The 13,432-nt window shown below is 68.5% G+C and carries 12 protein-coding genes; 3 read left to right on the top strand and 9 right to left on the bottom strand.

The annotated features are described in order from the left end of the window. Positions 1-16: 16 nt before the first annotated feature. From pgi to OCS65_RS03555, 4 genes are all read right to left on the bottom strand, one after another. The gene (gene pgi / locus OCS65_RS03570) at positions 17-1,663 is read right to left on the bottom strand and encodes a glucose-6-phosphate isomerase (protein ID WP_263508811.1); all 1,647 of its coding nucleotides are present in this window, start codon (positions 1,661-1,663) and stop codon (positions 17-19) included. A gap of 15 nt (positions 1,664-1,678) precedes the next feature. Then, entirely contained in the window at positions 1,679-2,692 is a 1,014-nt protein-coding gene (gene fgd, locus OCS65_RS03565) for a glucose-6-phosphate dehydrogenase (coenzyme-F420) (protein ID WP_263508809.1), read from the bottom strand. A 94-nt stretch (positions 2,693-2,786) separates the two neighbouring features. Next, positions 2,787-4,397, bottom strand: a complete 1,611-nt coding sequence (locus tag OCS65_RS03560; protein WP_263510358.1) for a flavin-containing monooxygenase — start codon at positions 4,395-4,397, stop codon at positions 2,787-2,789. A gap of 77 nt (positions 4,398-4,474) precedes the next feature. Next, positions 4,475-5,422 carry an alpha/beta hydrolase gene (locus tag OCS65_RS03555; RefSeq protein ID WP_029546533.1) on the bottom strand — a complete coding sequence of 316 codons (948 nt, stop codon included), beginning with the start codon at positions 5,420-5,422 and terminating at the stop codon, positions 4,475-4,477. A 223-nt stretch (positions 5,423-5,645) separates the two neighbouring features. Between OCS65_RS03555 and OCS65_RS03550 the strand changes: the two genes are divergently transcribed. After that, positions 5,646-6,566 carry an SMP-30/gluconolactonase/LRE family protein gene (locus tag OCS65_RS03550; protein ID WP_029546534.1) on the top strand — a complete coding sequence of 307 codons (921 nt, stop codon included), beginning with the start codon at positions 5,646-5,648 and terminating at the stop codon, positions 6,564-6,566. Positions 6,567-6,636: 70 nt separating this feature from the next. On the opposite strand, the gene OCS65_RS03545 is transcribed toward OCS65_RS03550, so the two are convergent. The 4 genes from OCS65_RS03545 to OCS65_RS03530 form a co-directional block, all read right to left on the bottom strand. After that, positions 6,637-7,074 (bottom strand): nuclear transport factor 2 family protein, encoded by a 438-nt coding sequence (locus tag OCS65_RS03545; RefSeq protein ID WP_043801211.1) that lies wholly within the window; start codon positions 7,072-7,074, stop codon positions 6,637-6,639. Between the two features lie 26 nt (positions 7,075-7,100). Continuing rightward, positions 7,101-8,555 carry an aldehyde dehydrogenase gene (locus OCS65_RS03540; protein ID WP_029546536.1) on the bottom strand — a complete coding sequence of 485 codons (1,455 nt, stop codon included), beginning with the start codon at positions 8,553-8,555 and terminating at the stop codon, positions 7,101-7,103. Between the two features lie 63 nt (positions 8,556-8,618). Continuing rightward, positions 8,619-9,809, bottom strand: coding sequence for an NAD(P)/FAD-dependent oxidoreductase (locus OCS65_RS03535; RefSeq protein ID WP_050036061.1), 1,191 nt, complete (start codon positions 9,807-9,809; stop codon positions 8,619-8,621). 57 nt (positions 9,810-9,866) lie between these two features. Continuing rightward, positions 9,867-11,111 carry a cytochrome P450 gene (locus OCS65_RS03530; RefSeq protein WP_263508804.1) on the bottom strand — a complete coding sequence of 415 codons (1,245 nt, stop codon included), beginning with the start codon at positions 11,109-11,111 and terminating at the stop codon, positions 9,867-9,869. Between the two features lie 151 nt (positions 11,112-11,262). Here OCS65_RS03530 and OCS65_RS03525 point away from each other — a divergent pair, with 151 nt between their 5' ends. Then, the gene (locus tag OCS65_RS03525) at positions 11,263-11,460 is read left to right on the top strand and encodes a ferredoxin (protein WP_003938422.1); all 198 of its coding nucleotides are present in this window, start codon (positions 11,263-11,265) and stop codon (positions 11,458-11,460) included. Between the two features lie 87 nt (positions 11,461-11,547). On the opposite strand, the gene OCS65_RS03520 is transcribed toward OCS65_RS03525, so the two are convergent. Further along, a complete protein-coding gene (locus OCS65_RS03520; RefSeq protein WP_029546537.1) occupies positions 11,548-12,285 on the bottom strand; it encodes a FadR/GntR family transcriptional regulator in 738 nt (245 codons plus the stop codon). A 225-nt stretch (positions 12,286-12,510) separates the two neighbouring features. Here OCS65_RS03520 and OCS65_RS03515 point away from each other — a divergent pair, with 225 nt between their 5' ends. Continuing rightward, positions 12,511-13,296, top strand: coding sequence for an enoyl-CoA hydratase/isomerase family protein (locus OCS65_RS03515; protein ID WP_006934075.1), 786 nt, complete (start codon positions 12,511-12,513; stop codon positions 13,294-13,296). Positions 13,297-13,432 lie beyond the last annotated feature (136 nt).

The following is a 13,432-nucleotide window of genomic DNA, read 5'->3' as shown; positions in this document are numbered from 1 at the left end:
GGGCCGCCCGAGGGACTCACGTGCGGCGGAGGCGCCGGATGGTGCGGACGAGGGTGTCGGTGGAGGTGTCGCCGGTGTCGGGGTCCGCCGCGCCGGTCAGGGCCGGTGCCAGGGCCAGGGCCTGGGTCTTGCCGAGTTCGACGCCCCACTGGTCGAACGAGTCGATGCCCCAGATCACGCCCTGGACGAAGGTCTGATGCTCGTACAACGCGATCAACTGGCCCAGCGTCGCCGGGGTCAACGCCGGGGCGAGCAGGGTGGTCGAGGGCCGGTTGCCGGGCATCACCTTGTGCGCCACCAACCCCGGGTCGGTGCCGTCGGCGGCGACCTCGGCCGCGGTGCGCCCGAACGCGAGCACCTTGGCCTGGGCGAGCATGTTCGCCAGCAGGATCTGGTGCATGCTGCCGGTCCCGTCCCGGGTGGGCAGGTCCTCGCACGCGGCGGCGAACCCGACGAAATCGGCCGGGATAAGCCGGGTGCCCTGGTGCAGCAACTGGTAGAACGCGTGCTGCCCGTTGGTGCCCGGCTCGCCCCAGAAGATCTCCCCGGTCTCGTGGTCCACCGCCGTCCCGTCCCGCCGCACGCTCTTGCCGTTCGACTCCATGGTCAGCTGCTGCAGATACGCCGGCAGCCGGGCCAGGTCCTGACTGTAGGGCAGCACCGCCCGCGACTGCGCCCCCAGCACCGACGCGTACCACACCCCCAGCAGCCCGAGCAGCACCGGCGCGTTCGCCTCCAGCGGGGCGGTGGCGAAGTGCTCGTCCACGGTGTGCATCCCGGCGAGGAACTCGGCGAAGCGCACCGGCCCGATCGCGCACATCACCGCCAGCCCGATCGCCGAGCCCACCGAGTACCGCCCGCCCACCCAGTCCCAGAACCCGAACATGTTCGCCGGGTCGATGCCGAACTCGGCGACCTTGCTCGCGTTGGTGGACACCGCCACGAAATGCGCCGCGACGGCGTCCTCACCGAGCGCGGCGACCAGCCAGCGCCGCGCGGCGGTGGCGTTGGTGAGGGTTTCGACGGTGGTGAACGTCTTCGACGCCACCACGAACAGCGTGGTGGCCGGGTCCAGGCCGGTCAGCTGCGCGGTCAGATCCGCCGGGTCGATGTTGGCGACGAACCGCACCGCCGGGCCGTCGGCGCAGTGCCGCAACGCCCGCGCCACCATCGCCGGGCCCAGATCCGAGCCGCCGATCCCGATGTTCACCACCGTGGCGATCGGCTCGCCGGTGGCGCCGCGCCAGGTGCCCGAGCGGACCTTCTCGGCGAAGCCGGCCATCGCGTCGAGCACCGTGTGCACCTCGGCGACCACGTCGGTGCCGTCCACGGTCAGCGTCGCCGACCGCGGCAGCCGCAGCGCGGTGTGCAGCACCGCCCGGTCCTCGGTGGTGTTGATCCGGTCCCCGGCGAACATCGCATCGCGGCGGGCCTCGAGCCCACACGCCCGGGCCAGCTCGAGCAGCAACCCCACCGTGGTGTCGGTGATCCGATGCTTGCTGTAGTCGATGTACCACTCCCCGACGGTCAGCGAGAACCGCTGCGCCCGCCCCGGATCCGCCGCGAACAACCCCCGCAGATCCACCGCCTCGAGCTCGCCACGATGGGCGGCCAGCGCCCGCCACGGCGCCGTGCCGGTGAGTGTAGTTGTGGCCGTGTTCATTCGGACTTTCCTTCCTCAGGCCAGCGCCCGCAGGCGGGGAGCGAGATCCTTCTCGAACAGGTCGAGGAAGCGCCGCTGATCGTGCCCCGGCGCGTGGAACACCAGATGGTTCAGCCCGGCGTCGACATACGCCGCGACCTTCTCCACCGCCTCGTCCGGATCCGACGCCACGATCCACCGCCTGGCCACCTGTTCGATCGGCAGCGCATCGGCCGCCGCCTCCATCTGCACCGGATCGTCGATGCTGTGCTTCTGCTCCGCCGTCAGCGACAACGGCGCCCAGAACCGGGTGTTCTCCAGCGCCCGCTCCGGATCGGTGTCGTAGGAGATCTTGATCTCGATCATCTTGTCGATCGCCCCGGCGTCCCGCCCGGCCTTGCCCGCACCCTCGGCCACCGCCGGCAACAACTTCCCGGTGTAGAGCTCCATCCCCTTACCCGAGGTGCAGATGAACCCGTCCCCCGCCCGGCCCGCATACCGCGCCACCACCGGACCCCCCGCCGCGATGTACACCGGGATCCCGCCGGCGGGCACGTCGTAGATCGACGCCCCCTTCGTGGTGTAGTACTCGCCCTCGAAATCCACCCGCTCCCCGGTCCACAACTCGCGCATCAGGGCCACCGACTCCCGCAACCGCGCGAACCGCTCCTTGAACTCCGGCCACACCCCCGCATACCCGGTGGCGATCTCGTTGAGCGCCTCCCCGGTGCCGACCCCGAGCATCACCCGCCCCGGATACAGGCACCCCATCGTCGCGAACGCCTGCGCGATCACCGCCGGGTTGTACCGGAACGTCGGGGTCAGCACCGAGGTCCCCAACTGCAACCGCGAGGTACGCTCACCCACCGCGGTCATCCACGCCAACGAGAACGGCGCATGCCCCCCGTTGTGCCGCCACGGCTGGAAATGATCCGACACCGTCGCCGAATCCATCCCGTGTTCCTCCGCCAGCACCGCCAGCTCCACCAGCTCCCGCGGCCCGAACTGCTCCGCCGACGCCTTGTACCCCAACTTCAGACCCTGCGACACCACGAACTCCTCGTCGTCGGAAACCTCGGAAACGACGGCAGGACGCGCCGCGGCACGCAGCCGCGAGTGCGCGTCCTGCCGTTGCCGTTTCCCGTTACTTGATGGCGAAACCGCGATAGCCTTCGGCCGCGACGTCGTCGCAGATCTCGCGGTAGGTGTTGAGCCCACCGACGTAGGACATGATCACCCGCGGCTTGCCCGGCACATTGGCGCCCGTGTACCACGAGTTGCCCTCGGGATAGAGCGTGCCCTTCGCCAGTTCGTTGTTGAGCTCGGTCCAATCGTGCGTATACGGCTCGAGCGCCTCGAACCGGCGGGCGCCGCGCTGCTCGAGACGTTCGATGCAGTCGGCGGTCCACTCCACGTGCTGCTCGATCGCGCACACCACGTTGGTGAGCACGTTCGGGCTTCCGGGACCGGTGAGCATGAACATGTTCGGGAACCCGTCGACCGCGATCCCGAGGTACGTGACGGGTCCGTCCTGCCACTTCTCCCGCAGCGTCTCGCCGCCGACACCGGAGATGTCCATCTTCAGCAGCGGACCGGTGATCGCGTCGAACCCCGTGGCGAGGATCACCGCGTCGAGTTCGTGCTCCGTTCCCCCGGCCCGGATGCCCTTGTCCGTGAACTCCTCGAGCGGCGCTTCGCGGAGGGAGACGAGCTCGACGTTCTCCCGATTGAAGGTCTGGAAGTAGTTGGTGTCGAGCGTGATCCGCTTGGCACCGAGCGGATAGGTCCGCGGTGACAGGTGTTCGGCGAGCTCGGGGTCCTGCACCACCGCGCGGATCTTGCTGCGGAAGAACTCGGCGATGGTCTCGTTGGCCTCCCGGTTGGTGAACAGGTCGGGGTAGGCGGCGATGAGGTCGATCGCCCGGTGCCGGTTCCACCGCTCCTCGTAGACCGCCCACCGCTCCTCGGGGGAGTGGTCGAGCGCGCCGACCTCGAGGGTGTCGGTGTACTGGCCCGACGGTGTGGTCTTCGAGGTCGCCTTGAAAGTCTCGATGTTCTCCTTGAACTCCCGCTTCTCGTCCTCGGTGAGGGGGCGGTTGCCGCAGTCGAGGCTGAACGCCGGAGTCCGCTGGAACACGGTCAGTTTCTCGGCCTGCTCGGCGACGAGCGGGATCACCTGGACGCCGGACGAACCGGTGCCGATCACCCCGACCCGCTTGCCGGTGAAGTCGACGCCCTCGCGTGGCCAGTCGGCCGTGTGGTACGTCGCACCGCGGAAGTTGTTCAGGCCCGGGAAGTCCGGCGTCTGCGACGTGGACAGACAGCCGACCGCGGTCACGAAGTACTTGGCGACGGCGACGTCACCGGAGTCGGTGGTGATCGTCCATCGGTCGGTGTGGTCGTCGAACCGGGCCGAGTCGACCCGGGTCCGGAACCGGAAGTGCTTCTTCACGTCGAGCCTGTCGGCGGCGAAGTTCAGGTAGCGCAGGATCTCCGGCTGGGCGGGATAGCGCTCGGTCCACTCCCACTCCTCGATCAGCTCGGGCGAGAAGGTGTAGGCGTATTCCATGCTGATGCAGTCGCATCGAGCGCCGGGATAGCGGTTCCAGAACCAGGTGCCGCCCACACCGTCGGCGGCCTCGAAGGCGCGGACCGTCAGCCCCATCTCCCGCAGCCGGTGCACCATGTAGATGCCGGAGAAGCCGGCACCGACCACGATCGCGTCGAACTCCTCGGCGGTGTTCTCGGTACCCATGCCGTTCTCCGTCCGATCGGTACCCATGCCGTTCTCCGTCCGATCGGTGCTCATGCCGATCTCCGTCCGATCGGGGCTCATCGGGCGATGTCCGCGCCGGCGAGCACGTCCTCGACCGCCTCGACGACGTAGTCCATGCCGTCCTTCGCGCCCGGCAGGATGTTCACGAACTGGAAGAATCCGTGCATCTGCCCGGTGAACACCTTCTCGCGCAGTGGCACTCCGGCCGAGCGGAGCGCCTGCGCGTACTTGCGGCCCTCGTCGTGCAGGACGTCGTGCTCGGCGATCAGCACCGCGGCCGGGGCGACACCATCGAACGATTTCGCGTTGATCGGGGCGACCTCCCAGCGGGTGCGGTCCTTCGCCTCGGGCACGTACAGGTCCCAGAACCACACCATTGCGTCCCGGGTGAGCATGAGCTCGTTCGCGGGGTCGAGGTAACTGGGTGTGTCGAAGTCGCAGTCGATGACGGGGTAGGCGAGGAACTGCAGGGCGAGTTCGGGACCGTTCTCCCGGGCGGCGCGCTGCGCGACCACCGCGGCGAGGTTGCCGCCGGCACTGTCACCGCCCACGATCAGCGGGGCGTCCGCGGCCGCGTAGGTGGCGCGGTTCGCCGCGAGCCACTGCACCGCGGTCCACGCGTCGTCGGCGGCGGACGGGAACACGTGCTCGGGAGCGAGCCGGTAGTCGACGAGGGCGACGACGCAGCCGGTGCGCTCGGCGAGCTGACGGCCGAGCGTGTCGTACCCGTCGAGGCTTCCGACCACCCAGCCCCCACCGTGCAGGTAGGCGATGACGCCGCGGGCGTTGTCGGTCGGCACCAGGAGCCGGATCGGCAGCTGGTGACCGTCCGGCGTCGGCACGGTGCGGTTTTCCACCCGGGTCATCTCCGGGCCGTCGCCGTAGAGCGGCGTGAAGCCTTCGCTCATCGCGCGGGCCTCCTGCGGGGCCATCTCGTGCAGGGGCGGACCGCCTGCCTTCGCCATCTCGGCAAGAAACGCGGTGGTGGCCGGGTCGAGGGCCATGGCATCTCCTTCGTGTGCGGCATGGGTTTCGACAGACGTCGACGACTCCCGATCGGGTGCGCAGAGTCGGCGCCCAGCGAGTGATGCACATCACCATAACCATACGCATGATTATTTGCAATACCGGCGCGCTAGGGCCTTTATCTATGCGCATGATTGGTCTAGCTTGGAAGCGAGAGTTCCGGGGGCATCTCCCCGCATCTACTACGGAAGGCCACCGACCATGACTGCCGGAAACCAGGACACCGCGCTGCAGAGCCCCATCGACACCGTCGTCTCCGACCGTGCCTTCCTCGAGTGCCCCCGCTGGCACGACGGACGGGTGTGGGTCTCGGATCTCTATCGGCACGAGGTGATCTCGATCGGCGCCGACGGTGCGGTGACCGTCGAGGCCACCCTCCCCGGCGACGAGCCGTCCGGCCTCGGCTGGCTGCCCGACGGCCGCCTGCTGATCACCGCGATGGAGTCCGGGCGGATCATGCGCCGCGAGCACGACGGCGAGATCGTCGTCCACGCCGACCTCTCGTCGGTCGCCACCGGCAAACTCAACGACATGGTGGTCGCCGAGGACGGCACCGCGTACGTGGGCAGTTTCGGCTTCGAGTTCAAGCGCGACACCCCGATCGCGCCGGCCAACCTGATCCGTGTCGCGCCCGACGGGTCCTTCACCGTCGAGGCCTCGGATCTCCGCTTCCCCAACGGCATGGTGATCACCCCCACCGGCACGCTGATCGTCGCGGAAAGCATGGGCAACAAGCTGACTGCGTTCGACATCGGTTCCGACGGCCGGCTCGGCGGGCAGCGCACCTGGGCCGCGTTCGGTCCGGACCTGCCCACCGACTCCGTCAAGGCCGCGATGAGCGCCGCGGCGGTCGCGCCGGACGGCATCTGCCTCGACAGCGACGGTGCGGTGTGGGTCGCCGACGCCCTCAACCGGCGGGTCATCCGCGTCGAGGAGGGTGGCGCGATCACCGGCGAGGTCGTGTTCCCGACCGGGGTGTTCGCGTGCATGCTCGGCGGCCCGGAGGGCAACACCCTCTACGCCTGCGCCGCGCCGAACTCCTCGGAGGCCGCCCGTCGTCACACGCGCGACGCGAGCCTGCTCGCCACCCGCGTCGGCGCCACCCACGGCGGTCGCCCGTAGGACGGCCCCCAGGACATGGGAAAGGGCGGCGATTCGTCGAATCGCCGCCCTTCCCTGTTGTTCGGCTCGATCAGTACGGCGCGTACGCCGCCGCGGAGGCCGGCTGGTCCAGCACGCGGTCCACGGTGATGCGCTTGCGTTCGATGAGCAGTGTCCCTTCACGCTCGGCGAACGTGTCGGCGTAGCGCCCGTACAGCCGCTGCGTGCCCTCGGGGCCGGCCACCGTGGCCTCGAAGTACGCGTCGACCCGCACCCGGCCGTCGCCCTCGTCGGACACGCGGACGTTGGTGATCGCGTGGCGGGAGAACTCCGCGCCGGACTCGGCGAAGGCACGGTAGACGCCGAGGAACTCCTCCGGGCCCGCATCCTCCTTGCCGTTCTGGGTGATCGAGACGTCCTCGGTGATCAGCGCGCGCAGGGCGTCGAGGTCGCCCTCGTCCACGGCGGTCGCGTACGCGTACATCACGTCCTCCGCGCGGCGTGCGAGATCGGGAGAAACCGCAGTCATATCGGGTCCTTCGCTTTCGTCGTGGGTCAGGGAAGCTGGATCAGCTTGGTTTCGAAGAACGCGTCGAAGCCCTCGATGCCGCCCTCGCGGCCGAGACCGGACTGCTTGTAGCCGCCGAAGGGCTGCACGACGCACATCGCGTAGCCGTTGACGGAGATCTGGCCGGTGCGCACCCGTCGCGCGATGCTCTGGGCCAGCTCTTCGTCCCTCGCGTAGACGGAGCCGGAGAGGCCGTAGTCCGAGTCGTTGGCGATGGCGACGGCCTCGTCGATCGAATCGAACGGAATGACCACCAGCACAGGCCCGAAGATCTCCTCCTGCGCGATGCGCATGTCGTTGGAGACGTCCGCGAACAGGGTCGGTTCGACGTACCACCCGCGGTCGAGGTGGGCGGGCTTGCCGCCACCGGTCACCAGACGGGCACCCTCCTTCTTGCCGATCTCGATGTAGTCGAGCACCCGCGTCTGCTGACGCTCGGCGGCCAGGGGGCCGAGGACAGTGTCCTCGTCACGGGGATCACCGACCTTCACGCTCTCCATCACCGCCTTGATCGCCTCGACGACCTCCTCCTGGCGCTCGCGCGGGACGATGATGCGGGTGAGGGCGGCGCAGACCTGCCCCGAGTGACCGATGCCGCCGAACACCATGCCGGGCAGGAAGGTGTCCAGGTCGATGTCGTCGGCGATGATCGCGGCAGACTTGCCGCCCAGCTCGAGGGTGACCCGCTTGATCCGCTCGGCGGCCCGGCTCATGACGACGCGGCCGGCCGCCGTGCTGCCGGTGAAGCTGATCTTGTCGACGTCCGGGTGGCTGACGAGGTAGTCACCCACCTCCCGTCCTGCCGGCACGACGCTGATGACGCCTTCGGGCAGACCGGCGGCGTCGAGCGCCTCGGCCAGCATCATCATCGTGACGGGGCCCTCCGGGGCCGGCTTGAGCACCACCGTGCAGCCCGCGGCGAGTGCGGGCGAGATCTTCAGCGAGCCGGTCGCAACCGGACCGTTCCACGGGACCACGACCGCGACGACACCGATGGGCTCACGCACGATCTTGCCGTGCCCGCCCTTCCAGGTGCGCTCCTCCTCGAACGCGAAGCGCTCGTGGAACGTGGCCGCGTCGTCCCACATGTCGACGGCGTTCTGGTGGAACAGAGTGGAAACCGCTGCGGGGGCGCCCAGTTCGAGGGTGAAGGCCTCGGCCATCTCGGGGATGCGCTTCTTCACCTCGTTCCCGACGCGCACGAGGATCTCCGCCCGCTCGGCGGGCGTCATCCGCGGCCAGGGACCTTCGTCGAACGCCTTGCGCGCCGCCGCGACGGCGCGGTCCATGTCCGCCTCGCGCGCCTCGGGCACGGTCGCGATGACCTCGCCGTTGATCGGGGAGATCACCTCGATCACCGCGTCGCTGGACGGCTCGACCCACGATCCGCCGATGAACAGCTTGTCGTAGCTCTTCAGCTGGATGGGAGTGGCTGTGGTCATGCTGTGTTCCTCCACTCGACCGCGGACTCTCGCCACGGCGACTCGCTGGATGGGATGGGAGTACTACTTCGCTGCCGGGGCCGGCGCCTGCAGGGGCGCCGACAGATCCCGGATCTCGTCCGGATCCACGACGACACGGCGGTCGATCGCCATGCGGGCCTGCACCATGTGCCGGGGGGAATCGACGCTCAGGTGCGCGGTGAGCTGCCCGGCGGCATCGAACCAGGCCGCACCCCACTTGCCGTCCGCACCCTCGCGGAACACCATATCGTCGGATTCGCTTCTGTGTCCGACGAATTGGATTTTGTGTCCGAACTGGTCGCTCCAGAAGTACGGGACCGGGTCGAAGACGGGCGGCGACTGCGGTCGCAGGAGCGCGCCGGCGACCGTCGCCGGCCCGGTTCGCGCCTCGTCCCAGTGTTCACCCCCGAGTCGCGTCCCGAACCGGGGCGACCAGCGCATCGCGACGTCTCCGACGGCGAACACCGCCGGGTCGGCGGTTCGCAGCGACTCGTCGACGACGACCCCGCGATCGATCTCGAGTCCCGACCCGGTCAGCCAGCCCACGTCGGGCCGCACTCCGATACCGGTGACGACGACGTCCGCCGGCAGTGCGGTGCCGTCGTCCAGTGTCAGCCCGTCTGTCGTGACCTCGCCGACGCCGGTGCCGCAGCGCAGATCGACTCCGTCCCACCACGATCGCAGCCGTTCGGCGACCTGCGCGCCCAGCGGACCCGCGAGCGGCCGGGACCCGGCTTCCACACAGGTGACCGAGCAGCCGAGAGACAGTGCGGTCGTGGCGATCTCGGCGTTGATCCAGCCGGCACCGACGAGAACGACGCGGGCTCCCGGGCGCAGCTCGGCGCGGAGACGCTCGGCGTCCGCGGCGGTGCGGAGCACGAGTTGCCGGCCCGCCCCGGGCAGCGCGACCGGGGCCGCCCCGGTCGCGACGACCAGCGCGTCGTAGGAATGTGCGCCGGCATCGGTGTGCACCGCCCGGGCTGCGGTGTCGAGCGCCCGGGCCCGGACACCGAGGCGCAGTTCGACGCCGAGCGCCGCGTAGTCGACATCGAACGTGGTGTCCTGCGCCTCGAGGAGTGCGGACTTGCTCAGCGGCGGGCGGTCGTACGGCGGGGTGGGCTCGGAACAGATCAGCTCGAGCTCGCCGTCGAAGCCTTCGGCGCGCAACGCCTCACACGTGCGGAGCCCGGCGAGGCCGCCGCCGACGACGACGATTCTTCGGCCGTTGAACACGGTGTTCCCCTGTCCTGTCGATGAATCGGATGGTGCGGTGGGTGCGCTCGGTACCACTCAGTACAAGGTGTAGTCCGACAGCACGCGCGGGCCCGGCGTGTAGGTGGCCGGGATCCGCTGCCAGCCCATGTTGGTGCCCTGATGCGGGTACCGCTCGAGCGCGGAGAAGTCCACCTCGTAGTCGGGCATCCGCTCGAGAATCTGGGTGATGAGCGTCTTGGACATGTAGCGGCCGAGATGCGATCCGGCGCAACGGTGTACGCCGATTCCGAATGCGGTGTGCCGGTTCGGCCACCGTTCGATGTCGATCTCGTCCGGGTTGTCGAAGAGCGTCTCGTCGCGATTGGCCGACGACCAGGACAGCAGCACCCGATCGCCCTTCTTCATGGGGCAGCCCTGGAACTCGGTGTCCTTGGTGACGGTCCGGGCGAGCGCCTGAGTGGGCGAGAAGTACCGCAGGAACTCCTCGACGGCGTGGTCCATCAGGCTCGGATCGTCGATGAGCCGCTGCCGCACGGCCGGGTGCTCGGCGAGCCACACCAGCGCCTGGCTCACCAGGGACGCGGTGGTACCGACACCGCCGGCGAGCAGCAGATCGACGATCGAGTACATCTCGAAGTCGTTGAGCGGACGACCGTCGACCTCCTGCTGCACGAGGTAGCTGATGATGTCGTCGGTGGGGTTCTCGCGACGGGCCCGGATGGTCTCGCGCATGCGGTCGCCCAGGTACGGGAAGTCGACCTCCATCGCGTGGCGGTAGTCGTCACTTCCCGGAATGCCGGCGAGCGCCTGGTGGTGCGCGTGGGAATAGCGCTTCCAGTCGGCGAGGTCGAGACCGAGCCAGTCCACCGTCACGATGGAGGGAACCGAGATGACCGAGGTGAGGTCACACTGCCCGTCCTCGATCACGCTGTCGATGAACCCGGCGGTGTGGCGGTCGACGAGCGCCTTCATCCGCTCGACGGCCGCGGGCGCGGTGATCGGGTTGACGATCTTGCGGTACTTGCGGAACTCCGGGGGATCGAGCTCGATGGGGATGTGGAAGTGCATCGGCGTCTTCGGGATGACGACCGAAAGGCCCTCTCCCCCATATTCGTTGCGCGCGGACGAGAACGTCTCGTCGTCACGGGCGGCCTCGAAGACCGAGTCGTAGTCGCTGAGCACCCAGTACCCGCCGTGCGCCTCCGTCCAGGCGACTCGCTCGTTCTGGCGGACCTTGCGGTACGAGGCGACCGGATCGGCAGAGTGCTCCTGCGAATTGTGGTCGAAGTTGATGACGGGGCAACGATTGCGGCTGTCCATCGCGTGGACCCTCCTGCGTCGGATCGGGCATCTCCTGCTAATGGTTATAACAGATGATATAGTAGTGTAGATCACACCGCCAGCCCGGCTATCAAATCAAATGTTCAACGAGCTGGCATCCTCGATATCCGGATGACGGAAGGAGCGACCGATGAAGGTTGTTGTCGACGAGAACCACTGCCAGGGCCACGGGCTGTGCTTCATGACCTCCCCGCAGGTCTTCGCGCTGCGCGAGGAGGACGGCCACGCGTACGTCCTGCCCGGGGGCGACGACCCGGCCAACGAGCACGCCGCACGCGAGGCCGCCGCGTCCTGCCCCGAGCGTGCGATCTCCGTCGTCACCGAGTGACGACGCCTTCCGAGCGGCCGGCACACGACGGAGGAAGGGGCCCCGGGTTCGACCCGGGGCCCCTTCCTCCGTGTGCGGCCGTGCGCCTCAGCCCAGGGCGCGGTCCCACTGGATGACCTGTTCGAGCAGGTCGGGGTACTTGCGCTGCGCGTACCTCCGGTAGGCGTTGATGTGGTCGCGCATGCGCTCCTCGGATCCGATCGGGTCCCCCTGCGAGAGCGACTCGTAGATCTGGGTGTGCGCGACGATGATCGCCTCGCGCCGGTGCGGTGGGTAGTCGATCCCGATCGCAGTGCCGTCCATGATTCCGAGCAGCGAATCGACCATGTACCCGAACAGCGGATTACCCGAGGACCAGGCGATCAGATCGTGGAAGTTCTTGTTCGCCTCGAGGAACTCGTGCTGATCGCCGAGCGAGCCGTGCATCCGGTCGATGGTCTCCTTGAGCTCGACCAGTGTCTCCCCGCTGATGCGCTGGGCAGCCAGGCGGCTGATCATCGGCTCGAGGGCGGTGCGCGCCTCGATGATGACACTGAACGGCGCGTCCTTGAGCTGCATGAGAAGGATGAGCGAACTCGCGAGGTGGGACGCATCGGGATCCAGTATCACCGGCCCGCCCCGGGGGCCGGGCTTGAGGGCGATCACCCCCTGAAACTCCAACAGCCGCAGGGCTTCCCGCAGCGTGCCGCGGCCGATCTCGTACTTCTCGAGCATGACCCGCTCCGACGGCAGCAGATCGCCCGCCGCCAGGTTCTGCCTGGTCGCGTCCCTGATGATGTGCTGCGCCACCACCATGGCAGCTTTCGGCGCCCGTCCTGTGATCATCGCGCCTTCTCCTCCCGAGAGCACCTGCCGGTTCGGGAACTCTGTCCGGATCGGACACTCCCCCACTTCCCGACGGGCCAAAATAATGCTAACGATTATAACGTACAGTTCGTGTCTTGGCTCCTTACCGGCGAAGAGACACTCCCGCCGGCCCCGCCCCTCCCATACCCCGCCTCTCTCGTACCCCGCCGAGCCGAACCGTGAACCTCGACCGAAGGAGTTCCCATGAGCAGCCCCACCTCCACCACCACGAGCGTCGTTCTCGAATCCGTCGACTCCAGCCTGTGGATCCGGCTCAACCGGCCCGAGCGCCGCAACGCCTTCGACGCCGAGATGTGCGCTGTCATGGTCGACGCGCTCCACGAGGCCACCGAGTACCGCTCGGTGGTCATCACCGGATCGGGGGGAAGCTTCTGCGCCGGCGGCTCGCTCGGCCAGCTCAGCCAGCCCACCGTCAAGGAATTGCGGGGTCTCTACCGTTCATCGCTCGAACTCTTCGACGCGATCCGCACCTGCCCCCGCCCGGTCGTCGCGGCCGTCAACGGTGCCGCGGCAGGTGGCGGCAACGAACTGGTGGTGGCCTGCGATCTCGCCGTCGCCGCCCGCTCGGCGACATTCGGTCAGACGGGTCCCCGCGTCGGCAGCTCTCCGGTCAGCGGCGCCACGAACGTGATGGGAGTCCAGATCGGCGAGAAGCGCGCCAAGGAACTGTCGCTGCTGTGCCGGCGCTACCCGGCGGAGCGCGCCTACGAGATGGGACTGGTGAACGAGGTGGTCGACGACGAGCTTCTCGAGGAATCCGTCCGCTCGCTGTGCCGCGAGTTCGAGGCCCTGAGCCCGCGCTACCTCGAGATCACCAAGGTCAGCTCGAACATCTGGTGGAACTCCGCCCGGGACTCGTTCAGCAACGGGCTCGGCATGCTCGTCCAGGCGATCGGCAGCGCCGACATGATCGAGGGTGCGCAGGCCTTCCTGGAAAAGCGTAAGCCGCAGTTCCCGCCCGCCGAATAGGCACACGTTCGATAATGGTGCACATCAATGTGCACAATCGCGTGCACAATGAGTACAGTGCACAATTCGGATCGTCCGGGGAAGTTGCCCGCCCGATCCGCCGACACGGCGAGCACCCGCTGCGCCGTGACAGCCT

Source organism: Rhodococcus aetherivorans (genome assembly GCF_025722975.1).
Taxonomy (GTDB): Bacteria; Actinomycetota; Actinomycetes; order Mycobacteriales; family Mycobacteriaceae; genus Rhodococcus; species Rhodococcus aetherivorans.
This window is presented reverse-complemented; position numbering and strand designations above follow the sequence as displayed.

Bases quoted from the DNA above. Each gene is read 5' to 3' on its own strand.
- pgi (WP_263508811.1), bottom strand. From the start codon at position 1,663: ATGAACACGGCCACAACTACACTCACCGGCACGGCGCCGTGGCGGGCG.
- OCS65_RS03560 (WP_263510358.1), bottom strand. From the start codon at position 4,397: ATGGGTACCGAGAACACCGCCGAGGAGTTCGACGCGATCGTGGTCGGT.
- OCS65_RS03555 (WP_029546533.1), bottom strand. From the start codon at position 5,422: ATGGCCCTCGACCCGGCCACCACCGCGTTTCTTGCCGAGATGGCGAAG.
- OCS65_RS03550 (WP_029546534.1), top strand. From the start codon at position 5,646: ATGACTGCCGGAAACCAGGACACCGCGCTGCAGAGCCCCATCGACACC.
- OCS65_RS03545 (WP_043801211.1), bottom strand. From the start codon at position 7,074: ATGACTGCGGTTTCTCCCGATCTCGCACGCCGCGCGGAGGACGTGATG.
- OCS65_RS03540 (WP_029546536.1), bottom strand. From the start codon at position 8,555: ATGACCACAGCCACTCCCATCCAGCTGAAGAGCTACGACAAGCTGTTC.
- OCS65_RS03530 (WP_263508804.1), bottom strand. From the start codon at position 11,111: ATGGACAGCCGCAATCGTTGCCCCGTCATCAACTTCGACCACAATTCG.
- OCS65_RS03525 (WP_003938422.1), top strand. From the start codon at position 11,263: ATGAAGGTTGTTGTCGACGAGAACCACTGCCAGGGCCACGGGCTGTGC.
- OCS65_RS03520 (WP_029546537.1), bottom strand. From the start codon at position 12,285: ATGATCACAGGACGGGCGCCGAAAGCTGCCATGGTGGTGGCGCAGCAC.
- OCS65_RS03515 (WP_006934075.1), top strand. From the start codon at position 12,511: ATGAGCAGCCCCACCTCCACCACCACGAGCGTCGTTCTCGAATCCGTC.